Source organism: Variovorax terrae (assembly GCF_022809125.1).
Lineage (GTDB): Bacteria > Pseudomonadota > Gammaproteobacteria > Burkholderiales > Burkholderiaceae_C > Variovorax_A > Variovorax_A terrae.
Window position 1 is genome coordinate 441,160 of sequence record NZ_JALGBI010000001.1, and the last position, 24,732, is coordinate 465,891.

General features: G+C 69.3%; 22 protein-coding genes. 13 read left to right on the plus strand and 9 right to left on the minus strand.

The window, feature by feature from the left end; genetic code table 11:
- The first annotated feature begins 21 nt into the window (after positions 1 to 21).
- The 12 genes from MMF98_RS02000 to MMF98_RS02055 all read left to right on the plus strand — a co-directional run bounded on the left by MMF98_RS02000 (position 22) and on the right by MMF98_RS02055 (position 13,864).
- Positions 22 to 1,425: a UDP-N-acetylmuramoyl-tripeptide--D-alanyl-D-alanine ligase gene (locus tag MMF98_RS02000; RefSeq protein ID WP_243307260.1), complete on the plus strand. Its 1,404-nt coding sequence runs from the start codon at positions 22 to 24 to the stop codon at positions 1,423 to 1,425.
- Complete coding sequence (gene mraY / locus MMF98_RS02005; RefSeq protein WP_243303811.1) at positions 1,415 to 2,593, plus strand: phospho-N-acetylmuramoyl-pentapeptide-transferase; 1,179 nt, start codon at positions 1,415 to 1,417, stop codon at positions 2,591 to 2,593. The genes MMF98_RS02000 and mraY overlap by 11 nt, the downstream gene beginning before the upstream one ends.
- A 3-nt stretch (positions 2,594 to 2,596) precedes the next feature.
- On the plus strand, positions 2,597 to 4,393 hold the full coding sequence (murD, locus tag MMF98_RS02010) for a UDP-N-acetylmuramoyl-L-alanine--D-glutamate ligase (protein WP_243303812.1): 1,797 nt from the start codon (positions 2,597 to 2,599) through the stop codon (positions 4,391 to 4,393).
- Positions 4,390 to 5,652: a putative lipid II flippase FtsW gene (ftsW, locus tag MMF98_RS02015; RefSeq protein WP_243303814.1), complete on the plus strand. Its 1,263-nt coding sequence runs from the start codon at positions 4,390 to 4,392 to the stop codon at positions 5,650 to 5,652. The genes murD and ftsW overlap by 4 nt, the downstream gene beginning before the upstream one ends.
- Complete coding sequence (gene murG, locus MMF98_RS02020) at positions 5,649 to 6,713, plus strand: undecaprenyldiphospho-muramoylpentapeptide beta-N-acetylglucosaminyltransferase (RefSeq protein WP_243303817.1); 1,065 nt, start codon at positions 5,649 to 5,651, stop codon at positions 6,711 to 6,713. Before ftsW ends, murG begins: the two co-directional genes overlap by 4 nt.
- Complete coding sequence (gene murC, locus MMF98_RS02025) at positions 6,710 to 8,155, plus strand: UDP-N-acetylmuramate--L-alanine ligase (protein ID WP_243303819.1); 1,446 nt, start codon at positions 6,710 to 6,712, stop codon at positions 8,153 to 8,155. The genes murG and murC overlap by 4 nt, the downstream gene beginning before the upstream one ends.
- Positions 8,152 to 9,129, plus strand: coding sequence for a D-alanine--D-alanine ligase (locus MMF98_RS02030; protein ID WP_243303821.1), 978 nt, complete (start codon positions 8,152 to 8,154; stop codon positions 9,127 to 9,129). The genes murC and MMF98_RS02030 overlap by 4 nt, the downstream gene beginning before the upstream one ends.
- Positions 9,126 to 9,911 (plus strand): cell division protein FtsQ/DivIB, encoded by a 786-nt coding sequence (locus MMF98_RS02035; RefSeq protein WP_243303822.1) that lies wholly within the window; start codon positions 9,126 to 9,128, stop codon positions 9,909 to 9,911. Before MMF98_RS02030 ends, MMF98_RS02035 begins: the two co-directional genes overlap by 4 nt.
- Positions 9,912 to 9,940: 29 nt before the next feature.
- Positions 9,941 to 11,170: a cell division protein FtsA gene (ftsA, locus tag MMF98_RS02040; protein WP_243303824.1), complete on the plus strand. Its 1,230-nt coding sequence runs from the start codon at positions 9,941 to 9,943 to the stop codon at positions 11,168 to 11,170.
- Between the two features lie 143 nt (positions 11,171 to 11,313).
- A complete protein-coding gene (gene ftsZ / locus MMF98_RS02045; RefSeq protein WP_243303826.1) occupies positions 11,314 to 12,543 on the plus strand; it encodes a cell division protein FtsZ in 1,230 nt (409 codons plus the stop codon).
- Positions 12,544 to 12,735: 192 nt separating this feature from the next.
- The gene (gene lpxC / locus MMF98_RS02050) at positions 12,736 to 13,659 is read left to right on the plus strand and encodes a UDP-3-O-acyl-N-acetylglucosamine deacetylase (RefSeq protein WP_243303827.1); all 924 of its coding nucleotides are present in this window, start codon (positions 12,736 to 12,738) and stop codon (positions 13,657 to 13,659) included.
- 28 nt (positions 13,660 to 13,687) lie between these two features.
- Positions 13,688 to 13,864 (plus strand): hypothetical protein, encoded by a 177-nt coding sequence (locus MMF98_RS02055; RefSeq protein ID WP_243303829.1) that lies wholly within the window; start codon positions 13,688 to 13,690, stop codon positions 13,862 to 13,864.
- Between the two features lie 13 nt (positions 13,865 to 13,877).
- On the opposite strand, the gene ruvC is transcribed toward MMF98_RS02055, so the two are convergent.
- From ruvC to MMF98_RS02100, 9 genes are all read right to left on the minus strand, one after another.
- A complete protein-coding gene (gene ruvC, locus MMF98_RS02060; protein WP_243303830.1) occupies positions 13,878 to 14,426 on the minus strand; it encodes a crossover junction endodeoxyribonuclease RuvC in 549 nt (182 codons plus the stop codon).
- A gap of 43 nt (positions 14,427 to 14,469) precedes the next feature.
- Positions 14,470 to 15,459: a phosphatidate cytidylyltransferase gene (locus MMF98_RS02065; protein WP_243303832.1), complete on the minus strand. Its 990-nt coding sequence runs from the start codon at positions 15,457 to 15,459 to the stop codon at positions 14,470 to 14,472.
- Between the two features lie 70 nt (positions 15,460 to 15,529).
- The gene (locus MMF98_RS02070) at positions 15,530 to 16,141 is read right to left on the minus strand and encodes a lysophospholipid acyltransferase family protein (RefSeq protein ID WP_243303834.1); all 612 of its coding nucleotides are present in this window, start codon (positions 16,139 to 16,141) and stop codon (positions 15,530 to 15,532) included.
- Positions 16,142 to 16,180: 39 nt separating this feature from the next.
- Positions 16,181 to 16,924 (minus strand): transglycosylase domain-containing protein, encoded by a 744-nt coding sequence (locus tag MMF98_RS02075; RefSeq protein WP_243303836.1) that lies wholly within the window; start codon positions 16,922 to 16,924, stop codon positions 16,181 to 16,183.
- A 7-nt stretch (positions 16,925 to 16,931) separates the two neighbouring features.
- Positions 16,932 to 17,762, minus strand: coding sequence for a shikimate dehydrogenase (gene aroE, locus MMF98_RS02080; protein WP_243303839.1), 831 nt, complete (start codon positions 17,760 to 17,762; stop codon positions 16,932 to 16,934).
- A gap of 20 nt (positions 17,763 to 17,782) precedes the next feature.
- Entirely contained in the window at positions 17,783 to 18,631 is an 849-nt protein-coding gene (locus MMF98_RS02085) for an energy transducer TonB (RefSeq protein ID WP_243307261.1), read from the minus strand.
- Between the two features lie 2 nt (positions 18,632 to 18,633).
- On the minus strand, positions 18,634 to 20,700 hold the full coding sequence (locus MMF98_RS02090; protein ID WP_243303842.1) for a ribonuclease catalytic domain-containing protein: 2,067 nt from the start codon (positions 20,698 to 20,700) through the stop codon (positions 18,634 to 18,636).
- A 36-nt stretch (positions 20,701 to 20,736) separates the two neighbouring features.
- On the minus strand, positions 20,737 to 21,321 hold the full coding sequence (locus MMF98_RS02095) for a YqiA/YcfP family alpha/beta fold hydrolase (protein WP_243303844.1): 585 nt from the start codon (positions 21,319 to 21,321) through the stop codon (positions 20,737 to 20,739).
- Positions 21,322 to 21,514: 193 nt separating this feature from the next.
- On the minus strand, positions 21,515 to 23,614 hold the full coding sequence (locus MMF98_RS02100; RefSeq protein WP_243303848.1) for a hypothetical protein: 2,100 nt from the start codon (positions 23,612 to 23,614) through the stop codon (positions 21,515 to 21,517).
- A 359-nt stretch (positions 23,615 to 23,973) separates the two neighbouring features.
- Here MMF98_RS02100 and MMF98_RS02105 point away from each other — a divergent pair, with 359 nt between their 5' ends.
- On the plus strand, positions 23,974 to 24,714 hold the full coding sequence (locus tag MMF98_RS02105; protein WP_243303850.1) for a response regulator transcription factor: 741 nt from the start codon (positions 23,974 to 23,976) through the stop codon (positions 24,712 to 24,714).
- The last annotated feature ends 18 nt before the right edge of the window (positions 24,715 to 24,732 follow it).

Here is a 24,732-nt window from a genome sequence, read left to right on the forward strand (position 1 = left end):
AGCGCCGGAGCCTCCCATTCCATGATGACATTGCAACAGGCGCTGGCCTGGATTCCCGGCGGCCGGCTCGTGGGAGACGGCGCCGTGCCCGTGCTGCGCGTGCACACCGACACACGCACGCTGCAGCCCGGCGACCTGTTCGTGGCGCTCCAGGGCGAGCGCTTCGACGCCCATGATTTTCTTGCCGAGGCCAAGGCGCGGGGCGCCGTGGCCGCCATCGCGCAGCGTGGCCTGGCCGGCGCCGGCCTGCCGGGCATCGAGGTCGCCGACAGCAAACGGGCGCTGGGCGCGCTGGCCGCGGGCTGGCGCGCGCAGTTCAGCCTGCCGCTGCTCGCGGTGACCGGCAGCAATGGCAAGACCACGGTGACGCAGATGATTGCCGCGATCCTGCGCAACTGGAAAGGCGCGGCTGCCTTCGCCACCCAGGGCAATCTCAACAACGACATCGGCGTGCCGCTCACGCTGCTGCGCCTGCGCGCCGTGCATGCCGTGGCCGTGGTCGAACTGGGCATGAATCATCCCGGCGAGATCGCCAGCCTCGCGGCCATGGCCCGGCCCACGGTGGCGCTGGTCAACAACGCCCAGCGCGAACACCTGGAGTTCATGGCCACGGTGGAAGCCGTGGCGCGGGAAAACGGCGCGGTGATCGAATCGCTGGCGCCCCAGGGCGTGGCCGTGTTTCCGGCCGACGACGCCTACACCCCGATCTGGACGGCGCTCGCGGGGTCGCGCGCCTGCATGAGTTTCGGCACCGCTGCCGGTGCCGACATCAGTTTGGCCGGTATTGAGTGGAAGCAGGGGCATTGGCAGGTGGGCGTGCAGACGCCTGCCGGGCCGTTGGCTTACGAGCTCCATATCGCCGGCCGCCACAACGTACGCAACTCGCTGGCCGCCGTGGCCTGCACGCTGGCCGCCGGCGTGCCGCTGGCCGCGATCGCGCAGGGGCTGGGCGGCTTCGAGCCGGTCAAGGGGCGCTCGCGCGCGCTCGGCGTCACGCTGGCCGGCCGCCCGCTCACGCTGGTGGACGACACCTACAACGCCAACCCCGACTCGGTGCGCGCCGCGATCGAGGTGCTGGCCGAGCTGCCGGGCCCGCGCCTGCTGGTGCTGGGCGACATGGGCGAGGTGGGCGACCAGGGCCCGCAGTTCCACGCCGAAGTCGGCGCGCATGCCAAGGCCCTGGGCATCGAAACCCTGTTCACGCTCGGGACGCAGTCGGCGCGTGCTGCCGACAGCTTTGGCGCTGGCCGGCATTTCGACGGCATCGAGGCGCTGAACGCCGCCGTGCTGGCCGAGCTCGCGCATACCGCCAGCGTGCTGGTCAAGGGCTCGCGCTTCATGAAGATGGAGCGGGTGGTCGAGGCCATCACCGCGCAGGCGCAACAACCACAACAACAAGACAAGGAGGAAGGCCATGCTGCTTAGCCTCGCCCAATGGCTTCAGTCGCTGTCCCCTGAATTCGGCGCCTTCCGGGTGTTCCAGTACCTGACCTTCCGCGCCGTCATGGCCGCGCTGACGGCACTGCTGATCGGCCTGCTGGCCGGACCCTACGTGATCCGCCGCCTGACCGAACTCAAGATCGGACAGCCGATCCGCGGCTATGGCATGGAGACGCACCTGTCCAAGCAGGGCACGCCCACCATGGGCGGCGTGCTGATCCTGCTGTCGATCGCGGTCTCCACGCTGCTGTGGTTCGACCTGAGCAACCGCTTCGTCTGGATCGTGCTGCTGGTCACCCTGGGCTTCGGCGCCATCGGCTGGGTCGATGACTGGCGCAAGGTGGTGCACAAGGACCCTGAGGGCATGCGCTCGCGCGAGAAATACTTCTGGCAGTCCGTGATCGGCCTGGTGGCCGCGCTGTACCTGGTGTTCAGCATCTCGGAGAGCTCCAACCTGCGGGTGCTGGAGCTGTTCTTCAAATGGGTGCAGTCGGGCTTCGACGTCAACCTGCCGCCCAAGGCCGGCCTGCTGCTGCCGTTCATCAAGGAGGTGAGCTACCCGCTGGGCGTGTTCGGCTTCGTGATCATGACCTACCTGGTCATCGTGGGATCGAGCAACGCCGTCAACCTGACCGACGGCCTGGATGGCCTGGCCATCATGCCGGTGGTGATGGTGGGCTCGGCGCTCGGGGTGTTCGCCTACGTTACGGGCAGCTCGGTGTACTCGAAGTACCTGTTCTTTCCGTACATCCCGGGTTCCGGCGAGCTGCTGATCTTCTGCTCGGCCATGGCCGGCGCGGGGCTGGCGTTCCTGTGGTTCAACACGCACCCGGCCCAGGTCTTCATGGGCGACGTGGGCGCGCTGGCGCTGGGCGGGGCGCTCGGCACCATCGCGGTGATCGTGCGCCAGGAAATCGTGCTGGCCATCATGGGCGGCATCTTCGTGGTGGAAGCGCTGTCGGTGATGATGCAGGTGCTGTACTTCAAGTACACCAAGAAGCGCTACGGCGAGGGCCGGCGCATCCTCAAGATGGCGCCGCTGCACCACCATTTCGAGAAGAGCGGCTGGAAGGAAACGCAGGTCGTCGTGCGTTTCTGGATCATCACCATGCTGCTGTGCCTGGTGGGCCTGTCCACCCTGAAGCTGAGGTAGCCGGTGAACCAGCTCAAGGACCTTCACGTTCTGATCCTGGGCCTCGGCGCGTCCGGGCTCGCCATGGCACGCTGGTGCGCGCGCTTCGGTGCGCGCGTGACCGTCGCCGACACGCGGGAGCACCCGCCGCAGCTCGAGAGCCTGTGCCGCGAGGCGCCGCAGGCGGTGTTCGCCGCCGGACCGTTCGCCGCCGCGCTGGTCGAGGGCACCGACGTGCGCGCCGTGTTCACGAGCCCGGGCCTGCCGCCGGCGGCCGTGGCACCGGTCGTGGACGCCGCCGCCGCGATGGGGCTGTGGACGGGCAACGAGCTGAGCCTGTTCGCCCAGGCCCTGCGCGAACTCAGGACCGACCTCGGCTACGCACCGCAGGTGCTGGCCATCACGGGCACCAATGGCAAGACCACGGTCACGTCGCTCACGGGGCAACTGGTCGAGCGTGCCGGCAAGAGCGTGGCGGTGGCGGGCAACATCGGCCCGACCCTGCTCGATACCTTGGCTGCAAAGCTGGACGAGCAGCAGGCCCACGCCGCCGCGCAGGCCGAGATTCAAGAAGATCCGGAAGACATACAGGACGCACCCACAGAACCGCCCGCGGCGGGCCCGGCAGAGGCCAGCACGCCCGTGGCCGACGAGCCCGGCGTCGAGGATGTACATCCCAGGGACCTCAGTGACGCTGAAGAAGCACCGGAGGCCAAATTCGAGGCGCAGGACGAGCCGCCCGAGCCCGACGAAGAGCCCCCGGTCGTGCTGCCCCCGCCCGAGGAGCCGAAGGTCAGCCTCGTGCTGCCCCAGGTCTGGGTGCTCGAACTCTCGAGCTTCCAGCTCGACGGGGCGCGTGGGTTCGAGCCCAGCGCCGCGGTGGTGCTCAACATCAGCCAGGACCACCTGGACTGGCATGGCAGCCTGCAGGCCTATGCAGCCGCCAAGGCGCGCGTCTTCGGCCAGCAAGGGCTGATGATCCTGAACCGCGAAGACCCGATGGTGATGGCCATGCTGCCCGAGCCGGTGCGGGTCCGGCTGCAGCGCCCCCTGGTGCGCACCCACGTCACCTTCGGTGGCGACATGCCGCAGCGGCCGGGCGACTTCGGGCTGGAGCTGATCAACGGCATGGCCTGGCTGGTGCGCGCCCTGGAGGCGGACGAGACGCGCAAGAAGCGCAAGGGCGATGAAGAAGAGCTGCATATCCAACGCCTGATGCCGGCCGACGCGCTGCGCATCCGTGGCCGCCACAACGCCGTCAACGCGCTGGCTGCGCTGGCGCTGGCCAGTGCGGCGGGCTGCAGCCTGGCGCCCATGCTCTACGGGCTGCGCGAGTACCGGGGCGAGCCGCACCGCGTCGAGCCCGTGGCCATCGTCGACGGGATCGAGTATTTCGACGACAGCAAGGGCACGAACGTGGGCGCCACGGTGGCCGCGCTGCAGGGCCTGGGCGCCGAGCGCCGCGTGGTGGTGATCCTGGGTGGTGACGGCAAGGGCCAGGATTTCTCGCCGCTGGCCGCGCCGGTGGCGCGCCATGCGCGCGCGGCGGTGCTGATCGGGCGCGACGGGCCGCAGATCCGGGCCGCGCTGGAATCGACCGGCGTGCCGCTGCTCGATGCCGCTTCCATGGAGCAGGCCGTGGCGCTGGCCACGCAGCAGGCCGGTGCGGGCGATGCGGTGCTGATGTCGCCGGCCTGCGCGAGCTTCGACATGTTCGACAACTACGAGCACCGGGCCCGCGTCTTCCGCGAGGCGGTGGATGAACTGGCCCAGGGCGGCGGCGCGCTGGCGCTGAGCGGCGGGCCGGAGGAGGCGGTATGAGCGGCAGCCTGGTCGATCGCCTTACCGGCTGGTTCAGCGGCTTGCCGCGTGCGGCCGCCGATGCCCTGCCGGTGCGCGTGGGCGGCACCGAATTCACGCGCACCACCGCGGCGCCGCGGCAGGTGGCCGGCTTCGACCAGGCGCTGCTCTGGGTCACGGTGGCGCTGCTGGCCTGGGGCCTCGTGATGGTGTATTCCGCCTCGATCGCGATGCCCGACAACCCGCGGTTCGCCCGCTATGCGCACACCTATTTCCTGACGCGGCACCTGATCTCGCTGGCCGTGGCGTTCGTGGTCTCGCTGATCGCCTTCCAGGTGCCGCTGTCCACCTGGGAAAAGATCGCGCCCTGGCTGTTCGTGGCCTCGCTGATCCTGCTGATCGCGGTGCTGATCCCGCATGTGGGTAGCGTGGTGAATGGCGCGCGCCGCTGGATCTCGCTCGGGTTCATGGGCTTCCAGCCGTCCGAGCTGGCCAAGCTTGCGGTGCTGCTGTACGCGGCCGACTACATGGTGCGCAAGATGGACGTGAAGGAGCGCTTCTTCCGCGCCGTGCTGCCGATGGCGGTGGCCGTGGCCGTGGTCGGCCTGCTGCTGCTGGCCGAACCCGACATGGGCGCCTTCATGGTGATCGCGGTGATCGCCATGGGCATCCTGTTCCTGGGCGGCGTCAACGCGCGCATGTTCTTCCTGATCGCCACTGTCATGGTGGTGGCCTTCGGCCTGATGGTGATGCTGTCGGACTGGCGGCGCGAGCGCATCTTCGCCTACCTCGACCCCTGGAGCGAGAAGCATGCCCTGGGCAAGGGCTACCAGCTCTCGCATTCGCTGATCGCGATCGGCCGCGGCGAAATCTTCGGCGTCGGCCTGGGCGGCAGCGTGGAAAAACTGCATTGGCTGCCCGAGGCGCACACCGACTTCCTGCTGGCCGTGATCGGCGAGGAGTTCGGCCTGATCGGCGTGCTGTGCGTGATCGGCCTGTTCCTCTGGCTCACGCGCCGCATCATGCACATCGGTCGCCAGGCGATCGCGCTGGACCGCGTGTTCGCGGGGTTGGTGGCGCAGGGCGTGGGGATCTGGGTCGGCTTCCAGGCCTTCATCAACATGGGCGTGAACCTCGGCGCGCTGCCGACCAAGGGCCTGACGCTGCCGCTCATGAGCTATGGCGGCTCGGCCATCCTGATGAACCTGGTGGCGATCGCGCTGGTGCTGCGCATCGACTATGAAAACCGGCTGCTCATGCAGGGAGGGCGCAGGACATGACGCAACGCTGCGCTCTGGTCATGGCGGGCGGCACGGGGGGGCACATCTTCCCCGGCCTGGCCGTGGCCGAGGCCCTGCGCGAGCGCGGCTGGCGCGTGCACTGGCTGGGCGGGCCCGACAGCATGGAAAGCCGCATCGTGCCTCCGCGCGGCTTCGCCTTCGAGACCATCGCCTTCTCGGGCGTGCGCGGCAAGGGCTTGAGCACGCTGGTGCTGCTGCCGCTGCGCCTGCTCAAGGCCTTCTGGCAGAGCCTCCAGGCGGTGCGCCGCGTCAAGCCCGACGTGGTGGTGGGCCTGGGTGGCTACATCACCTTCCCGGCCGGCATGATGAGCGTGCTGCTGGGCCGGCCGCTGGTGCTGCACGAGCAGAATTCGGTGGCCGGCATGGCCAACAAGGTGCTGGCGGGCGTGGCCGACCGCGTGTTCAGCGCCTTCCCCGAGGTGCTGAAGAAGGCGCGCTGGGTCGGCAACCCGATGCGCGCGGCCTTCCTGCAGCAGCCCGGCCCTGCCGAGCGCTTTGCCGGCCGCAGCGGCCCGCTCAAGCTGCTGGTGGTCGGCGGCAGCCTGGGCGCCCGGGCGCTCAACGAGATCGTGCCGAAGGCGCTGGCGCTGATTCCGCCGGCGCAGCGACCCGCGGCACTGCACCAGAGCGGCGCCAAACAGATCGACGAACTGCGCGCCAACTACGCGGCCGCGGGCGTGCAGGCCGAGCTCACGCCCTTCATCGACGACACGGCCCAGGCCTTCGCCGAAGCCGATCTGGTGATCTGCCGCGCCGGCGCCAGCACCGTGACGGAGATTGCCGCCGTGGGCGCGGCCGCGCTGTTCGTGCCGTTCCCGTCCGCGGTGGACGACCACCAGACCACGAACGCCCGGTTCCTGGTCGATGCGGGCGGCGGCTGGCTGGTGCCGCAGCGGGACCTGACGCCCGAGAGCCTGGCCGTCATGTTGCAGGCCACGGAGCGCTCCGAGCTGCTGCAATGCGCCGAGGCGGCCCACCGGATGCGAAAAACCGATGCCACGGCCGAAGTCGTGGCCGCTTGCGAGGAGCTGGCAGCATGAAGCATGCCATCAAGCACATCCATTTCGTCGGGGTCGGCGGCTCCGGCATGTCCGGCATCGCCGAGGTGCTGTTGAACCTGGGCTACACCATCTCGGGCTCCGACCTGTCCGACAGCGCCACGCTGCGCCGCCTGGCCGCGCTGGGCATCCGGACCTTCGTGGGCCACGACGCGGCCCATGTGGAAGGCGCCGATGCGGTGGTCACCTCCACCGCGGTGCAGCCCGACAATCCGGAGGTGATCGCGGCGCGCGAGAAGAAGATCCCCGTGGTGCCGCGCGCGCTGATGCTGGCCGAGCTGATGCGCCTGAAGCAGGGCATCGCGATCGCGGGCACGCATGGCAAGACCACCACCACCAGCCTGGTGGCCAGCGTGCTGGCCGAAGCCGGGCTGGACCCGACCTTCGTGATCGGCGGCCGGCTCAACAGCGCCGGCGCCAACGCCAAGCTCGGCACGGGCGACTACATCGTGGTCGAGGCCGACGAGTCCGACGCCTCGTTCCTGAACCTGCTGCCCGTGATGGCGGTCGTGACCAACATCGATGCCGACCACATGGAAACCTACGGGCACGACTTCGGCCGCCTGAAGGGCGCCTTCGTCGACTTCCTGCACCGCATGCCGTTCTACGGCGTGGCCATCCTGTGCACCGACGACGCGGCCGTGCGCGAGATCGTGCCGCAGGTGTCCTGCCCGGTCACCAGCTACGGCTTCGGCGAGGACGCGCAGGTGCGCGCCATCAACGTGCGTGCGCAGGCCGGCCAGATGCACTTCACCGTGCAGCGGCGCAACGGCGTCACGCTGCCCGACCTGGACATCGTGCTCAACCTCGCGGGCGAGCACAACGTGCTCAACGCGCTGTCGGTGATCGCGGTGGCGGCGGAGCTGAACCTGCCCGATGCGGCGGTGCAGAAGGCCCTGGCGGAGTTCAAGGGCGTGGGCCGGCGCTTCCAGCGCTATGGCGAGGTGCCGGTGGCGCCTGCCAACGGCGGCGGCACGTTCACGCTGATCGAGGACTATGGCCACCACCCGGTCGAGATGGCGGCCACGCTGGCCGCCGCGCGCGGTGCCTTTCCGGGGCGGCGCCTGGTGCTGGCGTTCCAGCCCCACCGCTACACCCGCACGCGCGACTGCTTCGAGGATTTCGTCAAGGTCATCGGCCAGGGCGCGGACGGCGTGCTGCTGGCCGAGGTCTATGCCGCCGGCGAAGCGCCCATCGTGGCGGCCGACGGCCGCTCGCTGACGCGCGCGCTGCGCGTGGCGGGCAAGGTCGAGCCGGTGTTCGTGGACGACATTGCCGACATGCCGCAGGCCATCGCGGACAACGCGCGCGATGGCGACGTGGTGATGTGCATGGGCGCGGGCTCGATCGGCGCCGTGCCCGCGAAAGTCATCGAGATGCTACAGAAAACGGAGCGTGAAATGCCCAAGGGGCAAGGACTATGAGCCAGTTTGATTCAAAAATCGGGAAAGTGGCCGTGCTCATGGGCGGCGCCTCGGCCGAGCGCGAGGTGTCGCTGATGTCGGGCCAGGGCGTGCTGCAGGCACTGCGCTCGCGCGGCATCGACGCCCATGCGTTCGACCCTTCGCTGCGCGACCTCGGCGAGCTGCGCAAGGAAGGCTTCGAGCGCTGCTTCATCGCGCTGCACGGCCGCCACGGCGAGGACGGCACGGTGCAGGGCGCGCTGGAGCTGCTCGGCATTCCCTACACCGGCTCGGGCGTCATGGCCTCCAGCGTGGCCATGGACAAGGTGATGACCAAGCGCGTGTGGAGCGCCGAGGGCCTGCCCACGCCGAAGTACGTGTGGCTGGCGCCGGACCAGCAGGAGCGCGTGCGCGTGCGCACCGTGCCCGACGAGCTGGGCCTGCCGTTGATCGTCAAACCGCCGCGCGAGGGCTCCTCGATCGGCGTGACCAAGGTCATGGGTTACTCGCAGATGCAGGACGCGGTGCAGCTGTCGGCGCGCTACGACCCCGACGTGCTGTGCGAGGAGTTCATCGAGGGCGAGGAAGTGACCTGCCCGGTGCTGGGCGAAGGCGCGAGCGCCCATGCGCTGCCGGTGATCCGCATCCTGGCGCCCGAGGGCGCCTACGACTACCAGAACAAGTACTTCACCGACGACGTGAAATACCAGTGCCCGAGCGGCCTGCCCGAGGCCGAGGAGCGCGAGATCCAGCGCATCGTGCTGGCGTCCTACCGCTCGCTGGGCTGCCGCGGCTGGGGCCGCGCCGACCTGATGATCCGCGCCAGCGACCGCAAGCCCTTCCTGCTGGAGATGAATACCTCGCCCGGCATGACCAGCCACTCGCTGGTGCCGATGTCGGCCCGTGCGGCCGGCATCAGCTATGAGGAGCTGTGCGTGAGGGTGCTGCTGTCGGCCTCGCTCGACCACCGCCTGCTTCCTGGAGCGCCTGCATGACCCAGACGCTGCCCGCGCCGTTCGACGTCAAGCTCATGAACATGGTCGCCACGACCCTGTTCCTGGCCTGCGTCGCCATGGCGTTGGCGGCGGTGGTGTGGTGGGCGCTGCGCAACCCGGTGTTCGCCATCGGCGGCATCACGGTGCAGGGCGAGGTGGCCCACAACAACGCCGTCACCCTGCGCGCCAACGTAGCGCCTAGGCTGGCGGGCAATTTCTTCACGGCGGACCTGGCGCAGGTGCGCGCCATCTTCGAGTCCGTGCCCTGGGTGCGCCATGCGGTGGTGCGGCGTGAGTTCCCCAACCGCCTGGACGTGACGCTGCAGGAGCATCAGCCCGTGGCCTATTGGGGGGCGGACGGCGAGTCCCGGCTGGTCAACAGTTTCGGCGAGGTGTTCGAGGCCAACGTGGACGAGGTGGAGGCGGACGAACTGCCGCACCTGAGCGGCCCCGATGGCCAGGCGGCCCAGGTGCTGGCGATGTACCGCGTGCTCAAGCCGCTGTTTGCGCCACTCGACGCCACGGTGGAAGAGCTCGACCTGTCCGGGCGCGGCGGCTGGCGCGTGCAGCTCGACAGCGGCGCGGCGATCGAGCTCGGCCGCGGCTCGCCCGGAGAAGTGGCGGCGCGTGTGCAGCGTTTCACGCACACGCTGACGCAGGTAGTTTCGAAGTATGGACGGAAGGCGGACTCGCTGGAAGCGGCCGATCTGCGCCACGCCGATGGTTACGCGCTGCGCTTGCGCGGCGTGACCACGGTGGGCGCGGACGCCCGCAAGAAGTAGCGGGAACCCAAGACACAACAGGTGCATATATGGCAAAAGAGTACAAGGACCTGGTCGTCGGGCTGGATATCGGGACCGCCAAGGTGATGGTGGTGGTGGCCGAGGTGCTGCCCGGCGGCGAGCTCAAGCTCGCGGGGCTGGGCATCGCGCCGAGCAATGGCTTGAAGCGCGGCGTGGTGGTCAACATCGACGCCACGGTGCAGAGCATCCAGCAGGCGCTCAAGGAGGCCGAGCTGATGGCCGACTGCAAGATCACGCGCGTCTACACCGGCATCACCGGCAGCCACATCCGCGGCATCAACTCCAGCGGCATGGTGGCGGTGAAGGACCGCGAGGTCACGCAGGCCGACGTGGCGCGCGTGGTGGAGACCGCCAAGGCCATCAACATCTCGACCGACCAGCGTTTGCTGCTGGTGGAGCCGCAGGAGTTCGTGATCGACGGCCAGGACGTCAAGGAGCCGATCGGCATGAGCGGCATCCGCCTGGAGGCCAAGGTGCACATCGTCACCGGCGCGCAGAGTGCGGCCGAGAACATCATCAAGTGCGTGCGCCGCTGCGGCCTCGACGTGGACCAGCTCATGCTCAACCCGCTGGCCTCGAGCCTGGCGGTTCTGACCGAGGACGAGCGCGAGCTCGGCGTGGCGCTGGTGGACATCGGCGCCGGCACCACCGACGTGGCGATCTTCACCAACGGCGCGATCCGCCATACGGCCGTGATCCCGATCGCGGGCGACCTGATCACCAGCGACATCGCGATGGCGCTGCGCACGCCTACCAAGGACGCCGAGGACATCAAGGTCGAGGCCGGCTACGCCAAGCAGCTGCTGGCCGACCCCGAGCAGCAGGTGGAAGTGCCGGGCCTGGGCGACCGCGGCCCGCGCATGCTGAGCAAGCAGGCGCTGGCCGGCGTGATCGAACCGCGCATCGAGGAGATCTTCTCGCTGGTGCAGCAGGTGGTGCGCGAATCGGGCTACGAGGAAGTGCTGTCCTCGGGCATCGTGCTCACTGGCGGCAGCGCCGTGATGCCGGGCATGGTGGAGCTGGGCGAGGACATCTTCCTCAAGCCGGTGCGCCGCGGCATCCCGAAGTATGCGAGCGCGCTGTCGGACATGGTGGCCCAGCCGCGCGCGGCCACCGTGATGGGCCTGCTCGAGGAGGCGCGCCTGGCGCGCCTGCGCGGTTTCAAGGTGGCGCAGAAGAACGGCTCCATGAAAACCGCCATGGGCCGCGTCAAGGACTGGTTCGTGGGGAACTTCTGACCATGAAACACAAACTCTGGCTCGCGCGCGGCAGCCCTCACTGGCGATGGCGGTGCACCGATCCGCCGTCATGAACGTTCATGACGCACCCCAACGCAATTACATGGCAACTGCACTATTCAGGAAAAATCAGGAGTAAGAACATGAGCATCGAAATGATTGAAGTAGAGGAATTCAATTTGGGCACCCAGATCAAGGTGATCGGCGTGGGCGGCGGCGGCGGCAACGCGGTCGGGCACATGATCGAGCGCCATGTGCAGGGTGTGGAATTCATCTGCGCCAACACCGACGCGCAGGCCCTGGCCCGCAGCTCCTCGCACAAGACCATCCAGCTCGGCCAGAGCGGCCTGGGCGCCGGCAGCAAGCCCGACAAGGGCCGCGACGCGGCGGAAGCGGCGGCGGACGACATCCGCGAGGCCATCGACGGCGCGCACATGCTGTTCATCACCGCCGGCATGGGCGGCGGCACCGGCACCGGCGCCGCACCGGTGATCGCGCGCATCGCCAAGGAGATGGGCATCCTCACCGTGGGCGTGGTCACCAAGCCGTTCGACTGGGAAGGCGGCCGCCGCATGACCAATGCCGACAACGGCCTGGCCGAGCTCGAGGCCAACGTCGATTCGCTGATCGTGGTGCTCAACGAGAAGCTGCTCGAGGTGCTGGGCGACGACATCACCCAGGACGAGGCCTTCGCCCATGCCAACGACGTGCTCAAGAACGCCGTGGGCGGCATCGCCGAGATCATCAACGTGCCCGGCCATGTGAACGTCGACTTCGAGGACGTGCGCACCGTGATGGGCGAACCCGGCAAGGCCATGATGGGCACGGCCGTGGCGGCCGGCCCGGACCGCGCGCGCATCGCTGCCGAGCAGGCCGTGGCCTGCCCGCTGCTCGAAGGCATCGACCTGTCGGGCGCCAAGGGCGTGCTGGTGCTGATCACCGCGGCCAAGGGTTCGCTGAAGCTCAGCGAGTCCAAGCTCGCGATGAACACCATCCGCGCCTATGCCTCGCCCGACGCGCATGTGATCTACGGCACGGCCTACGACGACGACCTCGGCGACGAGATCCGCGTGACCGTGGTGGCCACCGGCCTGTCGCGCCAGGGCGCGCGCCGCACCGCGCCGCCGCTGCAGGTGCTGCGCACCGGCACCGACAACGTGCCGTTCCATGTGCCGACCGTCAACGCGACCGTCGGCGGTCCCGGCGCGGCGGCGATGGGGGGCGGCATGGCCCAGCCCGACTACAACGGCATGGCCGTGCCCAGCGTGTGGCGCACCAACCGCACCCAGGCGGCGGCCAAGGTCGACGCGCTGGCCTCGGGCGGCATGGACGACTTCGAGATCCCGGCCTTCCTGCGCAAGCAGGCGGATTGATCGACCACCCCCGAAGCGGCCTGCGGCCGCTTCCCCCTCGAGGGGGCGCCACCAGCGGCCCGGCATAGCCGGTTCCGCGGTGGCCGCGAACGGGCCGCGCTGCGCGGGCCCTTGGGGCGGCAATGGTGTGGATAGCCAGAATCCATCTAGCTGAGCGCTGCAGACAGCGCTCTCCCGAATAAAATCATGGGCATGCTCCAGCAACGCACCCTCAAATCCCTGACCAAGGCCGTCGGCGTCGGCCTGCACAGCGGCCAGCGGGTGGAGCTCACGCTGCGGCCCGCGCAGCCGGACACGGGCATCGTGTTCCGGCGCGTGGACCTGCCCGAGCCGGTGGACATTCCGATCTCGGCGCTGGCGGTCAACGACACGCGCCTGGCCTCCACCATCTCGATGGGCGGCGCCAAGGTGCAGACGGTCGAGCACCTGATGTCGGCATTCGCCGGGCTCGGCATCGACAACCTCTACGTGGACATCACCGCCGAGGAGGTGCCGATCCTGGACGGCTCGGCGGCGTCGTTCGTGTTCCTGCTGCAAAGCGCCGGCATCGAGCTGCAGAAGGCGCCCCGGCGCTTCATTCGCGTGACCCGGCCGGTCGAGGTGCGCGAGGGGCAGGGCGACCACCTCAAGTGGGCCCGGCTCGATCCGTACCACGGCTACAAGCTCAGCTTCGAGATCGATTTCGCGCACCGCGTGGTCGACTCCACCGGCCAGCGCGTGGAGTTCGACCTGAGCTCGGGCTCCTACACGCGCGACATCGCGCGCGCGCGTACCTTCGGCTTCACCAAGGACCTGGAGATGATGCGCGCCAACGGCCTGGCCCTGGGCGGCGGGCTGGACAACGCCATCGTGATGGACGACTACAAGGTGCTCAACAGCGACGGCCTGCGCTACGACGACGAGTTCGTCAAGCACAAGATCCTCGACGCCATGGGCGACCTCTATCTGATCGGCAAGCCGCTGCTGGCGGCCTACAGCGCCTTCCGCTCCGGCCACGCGCTCAACAACAAGCTGCTGCGCGAGCTGCTGTCGCGCACCGATGCCTACGAAGTCGTGACCTTCGACGACGAGAAGCAGGCCCCCGCGGGTTTCGCCCGGCCGGCGCGCGCCTGGTAGCGCCGGCGGCCCGTTTTCCGTTCTCGCCATGCTGCTGTTCCGCTGGACGATCATGCTGCTGCTGTTCGCCGCGGCCGTGTCGTTCGCCTTCTACGCCGGCACGGGCCAGCCGCGCTACAAGCGCTTCGGCCTCGTCGTCCTCAAATGGACGCTGATCGCGGCATTCTGTTTCTTTGCCGTGCTGATTCTCGAACGGCTGGCCTGAGCGGCCTGGCCCCTCAGCGGCTGCGCCCGTCGCGGTACATGCCCGTGCTCTTGCGCTGCAGGCCGGTGGCGGCGGCCAGCCGGCCCATGGCCTGCCCGACATGCGCATGCGTGATCGCCAGGCCCAGGGCGTCGGCGGCGTCCGGGCCGGGCAGGCCGGGCAGCTTGAGCAGGCGCTTGACCATCTCCTGCACCTCGGCCTTGCCGGCCTTGCCATAGCCGGCAATCGCCTTCTTCATCTGCAGCGCGGTGTACTCGGCCACCGCGAGGTCGCACGACACCAGCGCGGTGACGCAGGCGCCGCGGGCCTGGCCCAGCAGCAGCGTGGCCTGCGGGTTGACGTTGACGAACACGATCTCGACCGACGCCATCTCGGGCTGGTAGCGCGCCACCACCTCGCCAATGCCCTGGAACAGCACCTTGAGCCGCGCCGGCAGGTCGCCGGTGGGCAGGTGCGTGGTCTTGATCGTGCCGCTGGCCACGTAGGCCAGCGCCGGCCCTTCCGCGTCGATCACGCCGAAGCCGGTGGTCTGCAGTCCGGGGTCGATGCCGAGGATGCGCATGTGCTATGAAATTTGTAGCAACAAAGAACCGTGGGGCGCGGACCTACAGGCCAAAATACCACCGAACGGAGTGGAAAAACACCGGTGCGGCGAAACACAGGGCGTCGACCCGGTCGAGCAGGCCGCCCGCGCCGGTCACCGACTGGCCCTGGGCGCCCCAGTTGGTGATGCCGCGGTCGCGCTTGAGGGCCTTCATCACGAAGTGGCCCATCGAGCCAGCGATGCACGCGATGAGGGCCATCGCCAGCGCCTGGCCGGGCTTGAACGGCGTGATGCCCGCCAGCAGCCCGCCCAGGAAGCTGGCCACGGCCACGCCGATGGCCCAGCTCTTCCAGTTGAAGCTTTTGCTGACGTTCGGCGCGACGGGCGGGCGCTGCATGCGGCGGCTCGCCAGGTGCTGCACGATCATGCAGCTTTGCACCACGAAGACCAGGAAGAACACCAGGAAGGCGTTCTTGCCCGCGTAGCCCGGAAACTTCAGCAGCAGCAGCGCGGGCACGTGGCTCATGCCGTAGATGCAGACCATGATGCCCCATTGCAGCTTGGCATTGCGCTCCAGGAAGCGGTGCGGATCGTCGGCCAGGGCGCTGACCACGGGAATCGCCAGGAACACATAGACCGGGATGAACACCGTGAACAGGTCGAAATGCGCCGTGCCCACCAGCCAGAACTGGATCGGCAGCACCACGAAGAACGCCAGCACCAGGCTGCGGTGGTCGCCCCGGCGCGTGGGCGACAGCGTGATGAACTCGCGCAACGCGAAGAACGAGACGATGCCGAACAGCACCGTCGCCACGCGCTCGCCCGAGGCCCAGCCGACCCAGAACACCACCACCATGAGCCACGAGGTCTTGAGCAGGCCGTTGAAGTTCCTCAGCTCGAGACGCCGGGCCTCGCTCCCGGCATCGTCGCCGCGCTCGCGCAGCGAGAGGATCAGCACGACCGTGCTGACGATGGCCAGCAGGCCGAACACGATGAGAAAGAGCGCGCCCACCTGCTGGGTCGCGCTCAGGCTGCGCAGGAACTGGTTCATCGGCGGGCCGCCTTGGCGCGGGCGGGGCCGCGCAGCCGGCCGGTGGCGGCGTGGGGGGTGGGGTGCATGCTCATACGTCTCTCAGTGCGATGACGGCCTGCCGCGCGCGGTCCAGGAAGGCGCGGCGCTCCTCGCCGGGCTCCACCCGCAGCGGGGCGCCGAAGGTCACGGAGCAGAGGATCGGCACCGGCACCACCTCGCCCTTGGGCATCACGCGCTGCACGTTGTTGATCCAGGCCGGCACCAGCACCACGCCGGGAAACTTCTCGGCCAGGTTGTACAGGCCGGCCTTGAAGGCCTGCGGCTCCTCGGCGTTGCCGCGCGTGCCCTCGGGGAAGAGGATGATCGAGTCGCCGTTGTTGAGCGCCTCGATCAGCGGCTCCAGCGGGTCTTGGTCACCCGTGCGTGCCCGGTCCACGTAGATGGCGTTGAACACCGCGGTGGTGATCCACTGCTTGAACGGGGTCTGGGTCCAGTAGTCCTTGGCCGCGATCGGCCGCGTGATGCTGCGCAGTTCCTCGGGCAGCGCGGCCCAGATCATGACGAGGTCGGCGTGGCTCTGGTGGTTGGCGAAATAGATGCGCTGCTCGGCCTTGGGCGGGCAGCCGTACCAGCGGGCCTGGGCGCCGGTGAGGAATCGGATCAGGCCCAGCAGGGACAGGCTCATCAACTTGGCAAGCATGGCGTGATGATACGGGCAGCCGCCGCTGCGCCGGCCCGCTCAGGGCAGCTCGGCGTCGCCCATGCGCGCCACGATGGTCGAGGCGCGATTCGACAGGTAGGCCGAGTTGGGCAGCTTCTCGAAGAATTTCGGGCGCGGCAGCATCACCGCGAGCCGCGCGGCCTCGTAGGCGCTGAGCCGCGCCGCGGGCTTGCGGTAGTAGTGCTGGGCCGCCGCCTCGGCGCCGAACACGCCGTCGCCCCACTCCACGCTGTTGAGGTAGATCTCGAGGATGCGCTGCTTGCCCAGCAGGTGCTCGAGCAGCAGGGTCAGCACGAACTCCTGTCCCTTGCGCAGCAGCGTGCGCTCGCCCGACAGCAGCAGGTTCTTGGCGAGCTGCTGGGTGATGGTGGAGCCGCCCACGATCTTGGGCGCGCGCGCAGTGGGCCGGGTGCTGGAGCGCGCGAGCTGGGCGCGCCGCGCCGCCTGCTCCTCGGCCTTGGCGTTCTTCTGCCAGGCCTTCTCGATGGCGTCCCAGTCCACGCCGTCGTGGTTGACGAAGCTATCGTCCTCCGAGGCGATCACGGCGCGCTTGAGGTTGTCGGAAATCTGCGCATAGGGCACCCATTGCTGGCGCCAGGGCAGGCGGCCGGTCTCGGTGGCGAGGCGCCAGGCTTCCGAGCGCTGGAAGGTGGTGGACTGCGGGTCGACCACCAGCATCAGGGCGATGCGGCCCACGAAGAACAGCTGCAGGGCCACGGCCGCCACCACGACGAGCCCGATCCAGCGCAGCAGGGCTTTCATGGCCGCTTCATCCGAAGGTGGCGCGCATCTCGGCCAGCAGATCGGCCGTGGGCGGACGCACGCCGCGCCACAGCAGGAAGGCTTCGGCCGCCTGCTCCACCAGCATGCCCAGGCCGTCGCGCGGCACGGCGCCATGTTCGCGCGCCCAGGCCATGAAGCCCTGCGCGGCGGGGCCGTACATCATGTCCACCGCCAGCGCGCCGGGCTTGAGCACGCTCGCGGGCACCGGAATCGCGGCGCCGTTCAAACTGCTGGCCGTGGCGTTGATGATCACATCGAAATGGCCCCGAAGTCCTTGCAGGGTGGACGTTTGCAGCTCTGTTTTTTGTAGTAGTGCGAGGCTGGCGTGGCGCGCCGCCAGCACATCGGCCCGCTCCTGCGTGCGGTTGGCGAGGGTGAGGCTGCGCGGCCGGGCGCCGAGCAGCGGGCCCAGCACGCCGGCCGCGGCGCCGCCCGCGCCGATCAGCAGCAGGTCGCACCCGGCAAGGTCGACGCCGGCGTGGCGCGTGATGTCGTTGACCAGGCCCACGCCATCGGTGTTGTCGGCCTGGATGCCGCCGTCGGCCTCGAAGCGCAGGGTGTTGACGGCCTGCGCCAGGCGGGCGCGCTCCGTGGTGTGGCTGGCCAGCGCGGCCGCCTCGAACTTGAAGGGCACGGTGACGTTGCAGCCGCGGCCGCCTTCGGCACGGAAGGCCTGCACGGCGGCGGCGAAGCCATCGAGCGGCGCCAGCCGCTTGCCGTAGTGCAGCGACTGGCCGGTGAGTTCGGCAAAGCGGGCGTGGATCCACGGCGACTTGCTGTGCTCCACCGGGTTGCCCATCACGCAGTATTGATCCATGGGGTGCGGCGCCGCCGGGTTCAGCGGGCGGTGAGTTTGGTTTCCAGGGTTTCGTCGCGCGTGAACTTGAAGCGCGACACCACCACGATCTGGTCGGCCTTGCGGCGCATCGCGTCGCTGAAGCGGCCGAACGGCCCGGCGCCGCGGGCGATGGCCTGGGCCCGCCGGTCCAGCGTGAGGTTGCCCGAGGTCTCGACCACCTCGGTGGCGAGCAGGCGGCCGTCGTGGTTGACCGTCACGATCATGGTGAGCTCGCCGTAGAGCTTCTTGCCCGCGGTCTCGGGGAAGTTCTCGGTGCCGCGATCCTCGATGCGGCGGCGCAGGCTGTCGTAGTACACCGCGTACACCTCCTCGCGCGTGGCGGGGCTGATGTAGCGCTTCTTGGGCCGCGCGTTTTCCTCGTTGATGCGGCGCTCGATCTCGGCCAGCAGCTTGATGAGCTGGCGGCGCTTTTCCTCGCGGGCGGCGGCCTCCAGGTTGGTGCTGGGCTGCTTCGGATCGGGCGGGGGCAGGGCGGCGAGCTGCTTCTTGAGCTGTGCCAGCAGCAGCGTCTGCTGCTCCTGCATGGCTTCGATCTTGCGCTGCGCGTCTTCGGTGGCATCGCCCATCTCGGTCAGGGCCGAGGGCGGCAGCGGCGTGGTGGCGCGGCCCTTGTCGGCCTCGCCGCCGCCGGCCAGCGCGTACTGGGCGATGGCGCGGGCCTTGTCCGGGCGCTCGCTGGCACGGGCGTTGACCAGGATCACTTCGAGCGGCGTGTCCTGGAACACGCGGTTGAAGCTCTCGGGGTCGACGAAGCGCACGGTCAGCAGCACCGCATGGAATGCGACAGAGGCGCCGAGCGCCCATTGGAGTGTGCTGAAGGACCGCAGGTTCACGGGGAGGAATTATCGCCCGAAGCCGCCTCGTTTTCGCTGACATCCACCGCGATCGCGATCGGTCCGGCGGCCACTTCCTCGCCCTCGTCCTCCTCGTCGGAGGCGGCCTCGGGGGCTGCCGCGGCGTCCAGCCGTTCGAGCACGGTGCCGTTCACGTCGAGCGTGATTTCATCGATGGCGCCGAGCTTCACGCGCAGCTTCGCGCCGCGCGGCAGGCCCTGCGCGCCGAGCACCGGCAGCACCAGCGGCAACTCGTCCGCGCGCACCAGCACGCTGCCGGGCAGGTCCTTGAACACCGTGGCGGTGAGCTCGGTGATGCCCTGCTGCTCCAGGTATTTGAGCGTCCAGAAGCGCTCCATGCCGGCCTGGTAGCCGTTGTAGGCGCTGTAGGCGGCATCGAAGCCGCTGATGATGGAGAACAGCTCGGCGTCCTTGGGCTTGAACGGCGCGGCCAGCGCCGCCGTGCGGCCGTGGCGCGCGCAGGCGATGATCTGCCACTGGTTCACGAGGTCGGTGTAGCGGCGCAGCGGCGAGGTGCTCCAGGCGTAGCTCTTCACGCCGATGCCGGCGTGCGGCAGCGCCTTGGTGCCCATGCGCACCTTGACGCCGGGCGCCAGGCTGGCCTGGCTGCGGTAGATGCCGGGCACGCCGGACTCGGCCAGCCAGTTACCCCAGGTGCTGTTGGCCAGGATCATGGCCTCGGACACGATCAGGTCCAGCGGCGCGCCGCGCTGGCGCGTGGTGATCTGCACCTGCTCGCTGCCGGTGGGTTCGCTGCCGTCGTTTCCGATGAGGCGGAAGTTGTAGTCGGGCCGGTTGAAGGTCTCGGGCTTGCCGCGCACCACCTCGCGCCGCGCCTTCAGCTGCTGGGCAAGGCGGTATAAAAACGATAGCACGTCACGACCGACCGGCAAGGACATCGGGCCGTTTTCATGCTCAAACGCGGGGTTTTGCAGCCAGGCCTCGGTGACCACGGCGTCGAGCTGGTCGTGGCGCAGGTTGGCGGCGATCGGCACGCGCTCGAGCCGGGTCTGCGTGTCGCGGATCTCAAGCGAGGCCTCGTCGAACGTGACGTACAGCGACACGGCCGGGCAGTCGCGCCCTTCCTGCAGCGTGTAGGTCTGCACCACGTCGTCGGGCAGCATGGTGATCTTGTAGCCCGGCATGTAGACGGTGGACAGCCGCTGGCGCGCCACCTGGTCGATCGCGCCCGCGGGCTGGATCGCCAGCCCCGGCGCGGCGATGTGGATGCCCAGCACCACGCTGCCGCTGCCCAGGCCCTGCACCGACAGCGCATCGTCGATCTCGGTGGTCTGCGAATCGTCGATCGAGTAGGCCTGCACGGCGGCCAGCGGCAGCTCGTCCTTGATGAGCGGCGCTTCGAGCGGCGGGAAGCCCGTGCCCTTGGGGAAGTTGTCGAACAGGAAGCGCTTCCAGTGGAACTGGTAGGCCGAGTCGATGGCGCCGGCCTGCTGCAGCAGCTCCAGCGGCGCGGTCTGCGTGGCGCGGCTGGCCTCGACCACGGCCTTGTACTCGGGCGCGTTCTTGTCGGGCTTGAACAGGATCTTGTAGAGCTGCTCGCGGATCGGCGCCGGGCAGCTGCCGCGGCCCAGTTCCTCGGCCCAGGCGGCGATCTGCGCCAGCACCTGCTTCTTCTTCTCGATGGCGGCGAGCGCCTGCTGCACGATCTCGGCCGGCGCCTTGCGAAAGCGCCCCTTGCCGGCGCGGCGGAAGTAGTGCGGCGCCTCGAACAGGCGCAGCAGCGCGGCGGCCTGCTGTTCGAGCGAGGCCTTGTCGTTGAAATAGTCGCGCGCCAGGTCGGCGAAGCCGAATTCGTCTTCGGGCGCGAATTCCCAGGCCAGTTCCAGCTCGATGGTCTGGCTCAGGGCCTGGGCCTGGGCCAGCAGCTCGGCCGGGGCGGGTTTCTCGAACTTCAGCAGGATGTTGGCGGCTTTCACCTTCACGCGCTTGCCGCTGTCCAGTTCGACCTGGGCGGACGATTCCGCCTCCGACAGCACGCGCCCGGCGAGAAACTTGCCGGCTTCTTCAAACAATGCAAACATGGGGCGATTGTCCCATGCGGGCCGGCGCAGCCCGGCTCAGGCGAGGTCGAGAAAGGCCAGGATCCCGCCGAGATGGGCGTCGAAATCGCTCAGGGCGTGGTCGCCGCCTTCAAGCAGCTTGACGCGGGCGCCGGGATAGCGGCCCGTCATCTCGCGCCAGTCCAGCAGTTCGTCGCCCTTGGCGATCACGGCGAAGTAGTTCTCGGGCTGTGCTGGCGGCCCGCATTCGAGTGCGCGCAGCTCGTCCACGAAGCGCGGCTCGAAGAAGAAATGCTGCTGCGGATCGTGCCAGGCCGTCTGCTCGCCGATGTGGCGTGCCAGATCGCGCGCCGGGTGCACTGCGGGGTTGAGCAGCACGGCCCGGCAGCCGGTCTGCTCGGCCACATGGGTGGCGTAGAAGCCGCCGAGCGAGGAACCCACGACGGCCATCGACGCTTTCGGCCAGGGCGCGATGCCGGCCAGGATCAGCGCCATGGCCTCGCGCGGCGAGGGCGGCAGCTGCGGGCACCACCAGGCGACGCCGGGGTGGCCGGCGGCCACGCGTGCGGCCATCTGCCGCGCCTTCGCCGATTGCGGGGAAGAGCGAAAGCCGTGCAGGTAGAGCAGGTGGGTAGTGGGCATGGGGCGATCATAGGCGCGAGGGGCGCGATGAAAAATGGCCCCACGCTTCGTTGCTGCGCGGGTCGTTGCCCCCGAGGGGCAGCTTTTCATCTTGGGGCGGCCCGGCGATGAAAAAAAGTCCGGCCGGGCGAACCCGGCCGGACTGCGCCCGTCGCCCGGCCCCCCACGAGGCCGCGGTGCGGCCAGGGCGCCGTCAGTACGGGCGGCCCGAGGAGGCCTGGTTGCCGAGCACGATCGTGGTGAGGCTCACGAAGCCGTTCTGGACCGTGCCGGCCGGCTTCGCCAGGCTGCCTTCGTTCAGGCCGGCCGTGCTGAAGGTGCAGGCGGTCTCGCGTCCCACCGCGTTCTGCTCGGCCGTCAGGATGTTGGTGCTGGAGCCGTCGAACAGGCTGAGGCGGCAGTTGTCCATGTGCGAGCCATAGGTGGCCTGCTGGGTGTAGCGGTAGGTGATGACGCCGTCGATCGGCGCGCCCACGGCGGTGCCCGAGATGGCCGAGCTCAGCGCCGCGAGGCTGCCGGGCGTGACGCTGGTGAACGTCGCGAACAGGCTGGCGGCATTGGCCTGCGCGAACGCCTTGGACAGCGGGACGGCGTTGGTCTGGAACGGGAACGCGACCAGCACGGTGCCGTCCTTGCCCCCGCTTCGGAGCTCCCAGCTGTACAGCTTGCCGGGCGCGGCCAGGGTCTCGTCGATGCAGGGCGTGCCGGCGGCGGCGCTCGTGCCGGCGAGGTCCTGGCAGCTCTGAAGGGCTTCCGCGGCCGGGCCGTAGAACGTGTTGCCGCTGCCGATCTGCATCGTGGTGTTCAGGCCGCTGGGCAGGTTCAGCACCAGGCGCTGGCTGGCGCCCACGGGGGCCGACGGGTCGCCGCTGTAGGCGCTGAGGCCGGGGCCGCGCACCACCACGGTGTCGGCCGACGCGGCCTGCACGTCGGATTTCTGGATGTGGAAGGCCCACTGGCGGCTGAAGCCGGCCTTGCCCGAGCCGTCCACGCTGCGCGTGATCCGCGCGTTCATGTGCATGTCCAGGTGGCCGCTGCCGGCGAGCTTCCAGCCGCCGGGGCAGCCGGCATAGGCCGCGCCCTTGACGATCTTCCAGTTCTGCAGGCCCGCGTCGGCGCTGGCGTGGAGCTGGATCCAGGCGCTGGTGGGGAGGTTGCTGCCGTTCAGGGTGACGGCGGTGCTGGTGCGGGCCTTGACGATGGCCACCGCGTTCGTGCTGGAGCCCAGGGCGGCCGTTTCGGTCGGCGTCAGCGGGCTCATGTCATAGGGTGACAGGCCGGCCGCTTCGAGCGTGAAGCCGGGCTGGGCGCCCTGCTGCGTGTCCGTCAGCTCGCTCACGAAGGCGGCCTTGTCGGCGCCTGCGCCCAGGCTGAAGCTGGCGTCGATGAAGGGGCCGACCTGCGCCGCCGTGGGGGCCGTGAAGCCGGTGGCCGGGTACAGCGCGCTCAGCGCGGCCAGGCAGGCCCGGGCTTCGGGCAGCACCGTGGCGGCGGCATTGGCCTTGGCCACGTCGCTGGCCGAAGGCGCCGTGGCGACCGCGGTGGCGCTGCCGCCGGCCGTGGACGGCAGCGTGACCTGGCCGAGCTGGGTGTTGGTGGCGATCAGCGTGATGGTGGCCATGTCGCCGCCATTGAGGGCCGGTGAGACCAGGATGCGGTCGAGGATGCCGTCCATGCCGGTGCCGTCGGCCTTGAAGGCGCCCCTCAGCGGATCGGTGCCGGTGGTGTTGAACGGGCTGATCATCTGCGCGATGCTGGCGGCGGCGGCGTTCAGCCGGCTCGGGGTGGCGGCCGCGGCCAGCGCCGACAGGCAGCCCGCGGGCGTGGCGTTGTTCACTGGCGCGCACAGGCTGGCCAGCGAACCGCCGGCGGGCTGGCCGGCGGCGGCGGCGACGATCAGGTCGGTCAGCGGCGTGATGTTGACCGTCTGCCCGACCGCGGTGGCGATGGAGTTCAGGACCACCTGGCGGCCGCCGGCGGTGCCGGTGATGGTCAGGAAGAAGGGCGCCGTCATGCCGCTCACGTCGACCACGAAGGCGCCGAGCCCGCTGGCGGTGGTGGCCGCCGGCGGAGAGACCTTGCCGTTCACGTCGATGGCCACGACGCTGCCCGCGATGGGCGCGCCGATGGCGGCGGTGCCGGACAGGGTGGTGGCGGCTGGGGGCGCCACCGGGGGCGAGACCGGTGTGTTGGCCAGGCCACCGCTGCCACCGCCGCCGCAGCCGGCAAGCGTCAGCACGGCGGCGCCGGCGAGTGCCAGGCCCAGTGCCTGGAGTCGGGGTATTTTCTTCATCGGAGACCTTCAAAAAATGGACTGAGATTCGTCGAACGGGAGGGGCTCTGGGCCCGCGCTTGAATCTAGGAGCCTTGCGGCGCGGCGACCATCCCATGAACGGGTGGGTGCGGTGTGCAAGGTGGGTTTTGGCTCCCATGGCTATGGGAGGCCTTGCCATCGCGCCGCTGGCGCCGGCCGGGGAGATCGAGTGCGAGGCCTCCTGCAAAACCGTGGAGTTGCGCGTCTTTTGCAGCGGAGGGCCGCGTAGGGGCCGCATTTCTCCCATAGTCATGGGAGGCACCGAACTGGCCGCCTGTGCCGGGCGCGTTTATGCTGGCGGCATCCGCTGGGTTCCAGCGGCGTGAAGCGAAAAGGTGATGCCCGTGTGGCGCGTACTGATTGTTGAGGACGACCCGCTGATGCGGGATTTTTTTGCGGCCAGCGTGGCGCGCCATCCGGAGCTGACGCTCGCCGCCAGCCTGGGCACCCTGTCCGAGGCCATCGCCTGGCTGGATGATTCCGCGCACGCGGTCGACGTGCTGCTGACCGATTTGGGCCTGCCCGATGGCAGCGGGCTGGACGTGATCCGCCACGCCACGAAGCTGCACCCGGCCTGCGAGCCGCTGGTGATCTCGATGTTCGGCGACGAGGACAACGTGCTCGCCAGCATCGAGGCCGGGGCCCTGGGCTACATCCACAAGGACTCCACGCCCGACGACATCGCCCACACCATTCTTGAGATGAAGGCCGGCGCTTCGCCGATCTCGCCGATGATCGCGCGGCGGGTCCTGTCCAAATACCTGAGTCTGCAGTCAAAACGGGCGAAGGTCCAGGCGGACGGGTCATCGGATGCTATCAAAACAGGAGCAACTCAATCCGCCGCGGAGGCTCCGCCGCTGGCCGCCAACGGCCGCTCGCTGCTGTCCGGGCGCGAGCAGGAGGTGCTGGAGCTGATCGCCCGCGGCTTCTCCTACCTCGAGATTGCGAAGCTGCAGGGCGTGAGCGTGCACACCGTGCAGACCCACATCAAGAACCTCTACGGCAAGCTGGCGGTGCACTCCAAGAACGAGGCCGTGTTCGAGGCGACCCGGCTCGGCCTGCTGCGCCGGCATGGTTAGTTCGAAGCGGGGCTGAGC

Bases quoted from the DNA above. Each gene is read 5' to 3' on its own strand.
- murG (WP_243303817.1), top strand. From the start codon at position 5,649: ATGACGCAACGCTGCGCTCTGGTCATGGCGGGCGGCACGGGGGGGCAC.
- MMF98_RS02090 (WP_243303842.1), bottom strand. From the start codon at position 20,700: ATGTTTGCATTGTTTGAAGAAGCCGGCAAGTTTCTCGCCGGGCGCGTG.
- MMF98_RS02065 (WP_243303832.1), bottom strand. From the start codon at position 15,459: ATGAACCAGTTCCTGCGCAGCCTGAGCGCGACCCAGCAGGTGGGCGCG.
- lpxC (WP_243303827.1), top strand. From the start codon at position 12,736: ATGCTCCAGCAACGCACCCTCAAATCCCTGACCAAGGCCGTCGGCGTC.
- MMF98_RS02105 (WP_243303850.1), top strand. From the start codon at position 23,974: ATGCCCGTGTGGCGCGTACTGATTGTTGAGGACGACCCGCTGATGCGG.
- MMF98_RS02100 (WP_243303848.1), bottom strand. From the start codon at position 23,614: ATGAAGAAAATACCCCGACTCCAGGCACTGGGCCTGGCACTCGCCGGC.
- ftsA (WP_243303824.1), top strand. From the start codon at position 9,941: ATGGCAAAAGAGTACAAGGACCTGGTCGTCGGGCTGGATATCGGGACC.
- MMF98_RS02095 (WP_243303844.1), bottom strand. From the start codon at position 21,321: ATGCCCACTACCCACCTGCTCTACCTGCACGGCTTTCGCTCTTCCCCG.
- MMF98_RS02055 (WP_243303829.1), top strand. From the start codon at position 13,688: ATGCTGCTGTTCCGCTGGACGATCATGCTGCTGCTGTTCGCCGCGGCC.
- MMF98_RS02000 (WP_243307260.1), top strand. From the start codon at position 22: ATGATGACATTGCAACAGGCGCTGGCCTGGATTCCCGGCGGCCGGCTC.
- MMF98_RS02075 (WP_243303836.1), bottom strand. From the start codon at position 16,924: ATGAAAGCCCTGCTGCGCTGGATCGGGCTCGTCGTGGTGGCGGCCGTG.
- ftsW (WP_243303814.1), top strand. From the start codon at position 4,390: ATGAGCGGCAGCCTGGTCGATCGCCTTACCGGCTGGTTCAGCGGCTTG.
- MMF98_RS02035 (WP_243303822.1), top strand. From the start codon at position 9,126: ATGACCCAGACGCTGCCCGCGCCGTTCGACGTCAAGCTCATGAACATG.
- MMF98_RS02070 (WP_243303834.1), bottom strand. From the start codon at position 16,141: ATGCTTGCCAAGTTGATGAGCCTGTCCCTGCTGGGCCTGATCCGATTC.
- ftsZ (WP_243303826.1), top strand. From the start codon at position 11,314: ATGAGCATCGAAATGATTGAAGTAGAGGAATTCAATTTGGGCACCCAG.
- murC (WP_243303819.1), top strand. From the start codon at position 6,710: ATGAAGCATGCCATCAAGCACATCCATTTCGTCGGGGTCGGCGGCTCC.
- MMF98_RS02030 (WP_243303821.1), top strand. From the start codon at position 8,152: ATGAGCCAGTTTGATTCAAAAATCGGGAAAGTGGCCGTGCTCATGGGC.
- mraY (WP_243303811.1), top strand. From the start codon at position 1,415: ATGCTGCTTAGCCTCGCCCAATGGCTTCAGTCGCTGTCCCCTGAATTC.
- ruvC (WP_243303830.1), bottom strand. From the start codon at position 14,426: ATGCGCATCCTCGGCATCGACCCCGGACTGCAGACCACCGGCTTCGGC.
- aroE (WP_243303839.1), bottom strand. From the start codon at position 17,762: ATGGATCAATACTGCGTGATGGGCAACCCGGTGGAGCACAGCAAGTCG.